This is a genomic window from Burkholderiales bacterium (genome assembly GCA_015075645.1).
GTDB lineage: Bacteria > Pseudomonadota > Gammaproteobacteria > Burkholderiales > Casimicrobiaceae > VBCG01.
This window is the reverse complement of the sequence record JABTUF010000013.1, coordinates 1-4,182: the sequence shown is the minus strand read 5'-3', so window position 1 is coordinate 4,182 and position 4,182 is coordinate 1. Positions and strand designations below refer to the sequence as shown.

Sequence of the window (4,182 nt, the reverse complement as noted above, 5' to 3'; positions counted from 1 at the left end):
CGCACCGGCCCGGCGTCGCGCGCGGCGGGCGGTCGACGCTCGGCGTTACCAAGTGATGCGTTGATCGAACTCGACCTCGGGTGCCGGCTGGGCGTGGGGGTAGAACTCATCCGTCCTGGCATCGGGCAGGTCCCACAGCGGCGGGCCTCGGGCTGGCGCGATGTGCGGTGGCGCGGTCGGTTCGCCGACGTGGAGGAGGATGTTGCGGATGGTGGACGGATCGGTGATGAAGGCGATGATCCTCATCTCGGCGCCACAACGGGAACACACCAGCGGAAACACTTCGTAGATGCGGGCGAGCAGCATGGCCCAGGCGTAGCGAGCGGCACGACGATAAGCCGGTTCGACGGTAGGCGGCTCGGGCGGCGGTGCGGGCGGCGCGGTGGTTGCCCCCGGCGCGAGGGCGGTGACCGCAGCACGCAGGGGCGAGTTGGGTGCCAGCACGCCGAAGTAGCGGTGGCGGTGGACCCGCGGTGGCGGGACGAGTACGGCGAGGCGGTCGAGCAGCTGCAGCGGGGTCAGGATCTGCGGGCCGTTCCCGCCCGGACCGGGCTTGGCGCTCTCGTAGAGCAGGTGCTCGGGATCGCGCTCGCGCAGCCGGTCCAGGGCGAATGGCGGGCGGGTGCAGTAACGCAGCAGCCGCTCGCGCCCGGCACGGTCGGCAGCCGCGATGCGTACCGAGGCATCGAGGGAGAAGCCGCCGCCGTGTTGCCATTGCGCCATTGCCTGCGCGTCATCGCCCGGCAGCAGGCCGCGGCGCACGAACCCGCGCAACAGCCGCCGGCGCACCTGCGCCTGCACCTTCGTGATGGCGGTGGCATCAAGGCCGGTAGCGGCATGAAAGACGACTCCGCCCGCGCCGGGCTCGAACACCCCGTCGATGACCGCGCAGTGGAAGTGCAGATGCGCATTGAGTGTCGAGCCGAAGCGATGGATGAAGGCCACCGCGCCCAGACGCGCCGCGGGGCCTGAACCAGGACTGTGCGCGCGCAGGCAGGACTCCACCGCGCGCAGGAAGAGCCGCAAGGCAGCACCCTGCAGGTCGGCATCGCGTTCCAGGAAGTAGCGCAGGCGCTTGGGCACCGCCAGGACCCACTGGCGCAGGGGCAGCTCCGGCAGGACGTGATCGGTCAGATGCGCCGCCGTCGCCACCATGCGCCGGGCGTTGCACGAGGGGCACACCCCGCGCCCCTTGCACGAGAAGGCGATCAGGAAGTCATGCCCGCACTGCCCGCACCGGGCCCGGGCAAAGCCATGGGCAAGGATTCCGCATTCCAGGTAACGGCGGAACTCGCGCTCCACATATGCCGGCACCGACCACTCATCGTCGTGACCGTCGCGGCAGCGGGCGAGCCAGGTCTCGAGGTGTTGCTGGACGCAGCGATAGAGCACGCCTTCGCTCGGACGGCGCGGCCGATACCGCGTCGGCGCGCTGTCGGTGGCCCGGCGCTCGCCCCCCATCCCTGTCCCCGCTGCCCCGCGCTGGGGCGTTGGGAATCAGGGTGGGCGGCACGCTGCGCATGCCGCCATCGGCCGCAGGGACTACCGGCCGATCGTTCCCCGTGGGAACCCGCTCCGCCTCGCGCGGTCCGAATCGTTGACCGAGGTCGCGCGCTGTCGCCATCCTGCGACACGGCGACCCGGATGATTTCTTCTCCTCGCCGGGCCTATCATCAGCCGGTCCCGCTCACCGGAGCTCCTGCTCCCGTCCTCGAAAGCATCGTCATGCGCCGCATATTGTTTGCAGGACTGCTGATCGCATCGAGCTTCGCGCGTGCTGCCGGATGGCTCCCCACCGGCCCCGCCGACGGCGGCCAGGCGTCGAACTTCGCAACTGTCGCTACGCATCCGGGCGTGGGCGGACAGGCCGTCGTCTTTGCCGGGTATGTTCCCCAGGTCGTTCATCAACTGGGAGCGTTCTTCACGACGGACGGAGGCGCTCATTGGACGTCGAACGCGAGGGTCGGCGCCTTCGGCCGTGCGTTCCTGAGCGGAACGCCGACGATCGCGTTCCTCAACAACGGCGGCGCTCCGATTCTGCGCAGCACGGACGAGGGGCGTACCTGGGCGCCGATCCCCCTTCCGACCGACGCGTCCGGTCTGGGCCTGCTCCTCGGAGCGGTCAATCCGGCGAACCCGAACGAGCTCGTGGTGTTCGCGGGAGCAACGATCTATCGAACCTTCGACGGTGGCTCATCGTGGGGTTCGGATGCCGCGCCCACGACGGTGAGCGCGCTCGATGTCGATTGGTCGACGCGAATCCTCTACGCGTCGTTCACGAACAACCCATCGCTCGGGCATCGACCGCTCGATACGCCGGGGGCCTGGGGTGTCGGCGGTCAGGATCCGTACCGCTTCGCCGCGGGACACGGCACGGTCATCTACAGCACGACCGGGGGACTCCATCGCTCCACCGATGGGGGCACGACGTTCAGCCCGGTCGCGCAAGGGGTCGTGTCCGCGCTCGTCTGCGACTTCGCGTTCTCGTCTCTCCCGGCCAGACGGGTCTACGCGATCGAGTGCGAAAGCGGACGCGTGCTGCGCAGCGACGATGACGGAGCCACGTGGAGCGCGGCCGGCACCATCGCGGACGCGTCGGTCCGCACGCCTGCCGTTGACGCTGCGAACCCGGATCGGTTGTACGTCATCACGAGCGTCGGGGCGCTCGCGAGCAACGATGGCGGATCGACGTTTGCCGCCCTTTCCCGACCAGGCGGCGCGCCCGGGTCCGCCCGTGCGCTGTACTTCGATCCCGTCTCGACGTCGAGGCAGTGGCTGTCGTCGGTCTCTTCCTCGTCGGCCTCGACGCTCCGCTCGGAGGATGCGGGATCGACGTGGCACGACATCGGGTCGACCTATCGCCTGATCGGTGCGAGTCGGTCGCGCGCGAACACGGTCTTCGGAACCGGTTTTCCGGGCGTGACGGGGGATTATGGAGTGTCGCTGAGCACGGACGGCGGAACGACGTGGACGCAGAAGGTCTCGTTCTTCGGCCCCCGGGGGACGACGGTCGGTCCGTTGGCCTACGGAAGCGCCTCCGGCGAGCTGTTCGTCGCGGCCGTGGGCGGCAGCCTCGGCAATATGGTTACGCGCGGCATGTTCTACTCGAACGACGACGGCGAGTCGTTCACGTCGCGATTCGCGCCACCGGTGGCCGTCCGCGCACTGGGCGCGACCCAGTCGGGCCCGTCGCTCCTCTACGCAGGCGGTTCGCCGCTCGCCATCGGCGAGCCGCAGTTGTACCGCTCGGCCAATGGCGCCGTCACGTGGTCTCCGGTCGCGACGTTTCCGGCGTCGTTGAGTCCGTACGGGGGCACCTACGGCAATACCCTTGCCGCGCTCGCGATCGACCCGTCGAATCCGGCGCGCATCTATGCCGGCTTCACCTATCCCGACTACGTGATGCGCAGCGACGACGCCGGCGCGACGTGGACGCGCGCCACGAACGGCCTGGGCGCAGGCGAAATCACGTCGCTCGTCATCGATCCCGCGAATCCCTCGACGATCTACGCATCGCAGCTCGGCTCGGGCGTCTTCCGCAGCACCGATCGCGGCGCGACCTGGACCGCGCTCGACGAGGGCCTGCACGACGAAGCCGCCCTCGGTGTCGCGCAGGATCCGCATACGACGGGACGCATCTATGCGGAGACGGGTTCCGGCCTGTACCGCGCCGATCTCGGCTCCGGCGTCCCCGAGGGCGACCGCCGCGCGATCGAGTTCTACCACCTCGATTTGAACCACTTCTTCGTCTCGGCCGACCTCGACGAGATCGCCGGTCTGGATGCGGGCGTGTTCCAGGGCTGGGCGCGCACCGGCGAAGGCTTCCGCGTCGCCGAGGCGAACGATCCGGGCAATTCGCCGGTCTGCCGCTACTTCGGCGTGTTCCCGCCGCAGTCGACGCACTTCTATTCGCCCTATCCGCACGAGTGCGAGATCCTCGCCACGACCCCGCCGTGGATCTACGAGAAGATCGCGTTCGGCCTTGCGCTGCCGACCGCGCCGCCGGAGCGAGGCTGTCCGCCGGACACGCGCGCGCTGCGGCGCTTCTACAACAATTCCATGGGCGGCCTGCCCAACCATCGCTACTCGACGAGCATGGTGACGTTCGACACGATGGTGGCGAAGGGGTGGACGTTCGAAGGCGAAGCGCCGACGCTCGTGTTCGCGTGCGTCCCGTACTGA

General features: G+C 69.3%; 2 protein-coding genes. One reads left to right on the top strand and one right to left on the bottom strand.

Annotated features, from left to right (window positions below):
• Positions 1-45: 45 nt before the first annotated feature.
• Positions 46-1,392 (bottom strand): transposase, encoded by a 1,347-nt coding sequence (locus tag HS109_20705; protein ID MBE7524768.1) that lies wholly within the window; start codon positions 1,390-1,392, stop codon positions 46-48.
• Positions 1,393-1,725: 333 nt separating this feature from the next.
• On the opposite strand from HS109_20705, the gene HS109_20700 reads away from it, so the two are divergent.
• Complete coding sequence (locus HS109_20700; protein ID MBE7524767.1) at positions 1,726-4,182, top strand: hypothetical protein; 2,457 nt, start codon at positions 1,726-1,728, stop codon at positions 4,180-4,182.

Bases quoted from the DNA above. Each gene is read 5' to 3' on its own strand.
- HS109_20700 (MBE7524767.1), top strand. From the start codon at position 1,726: ATGCGCCGCATATTGTTTGCAGGACTGCTGATCGCATCGAGCTTCGCG.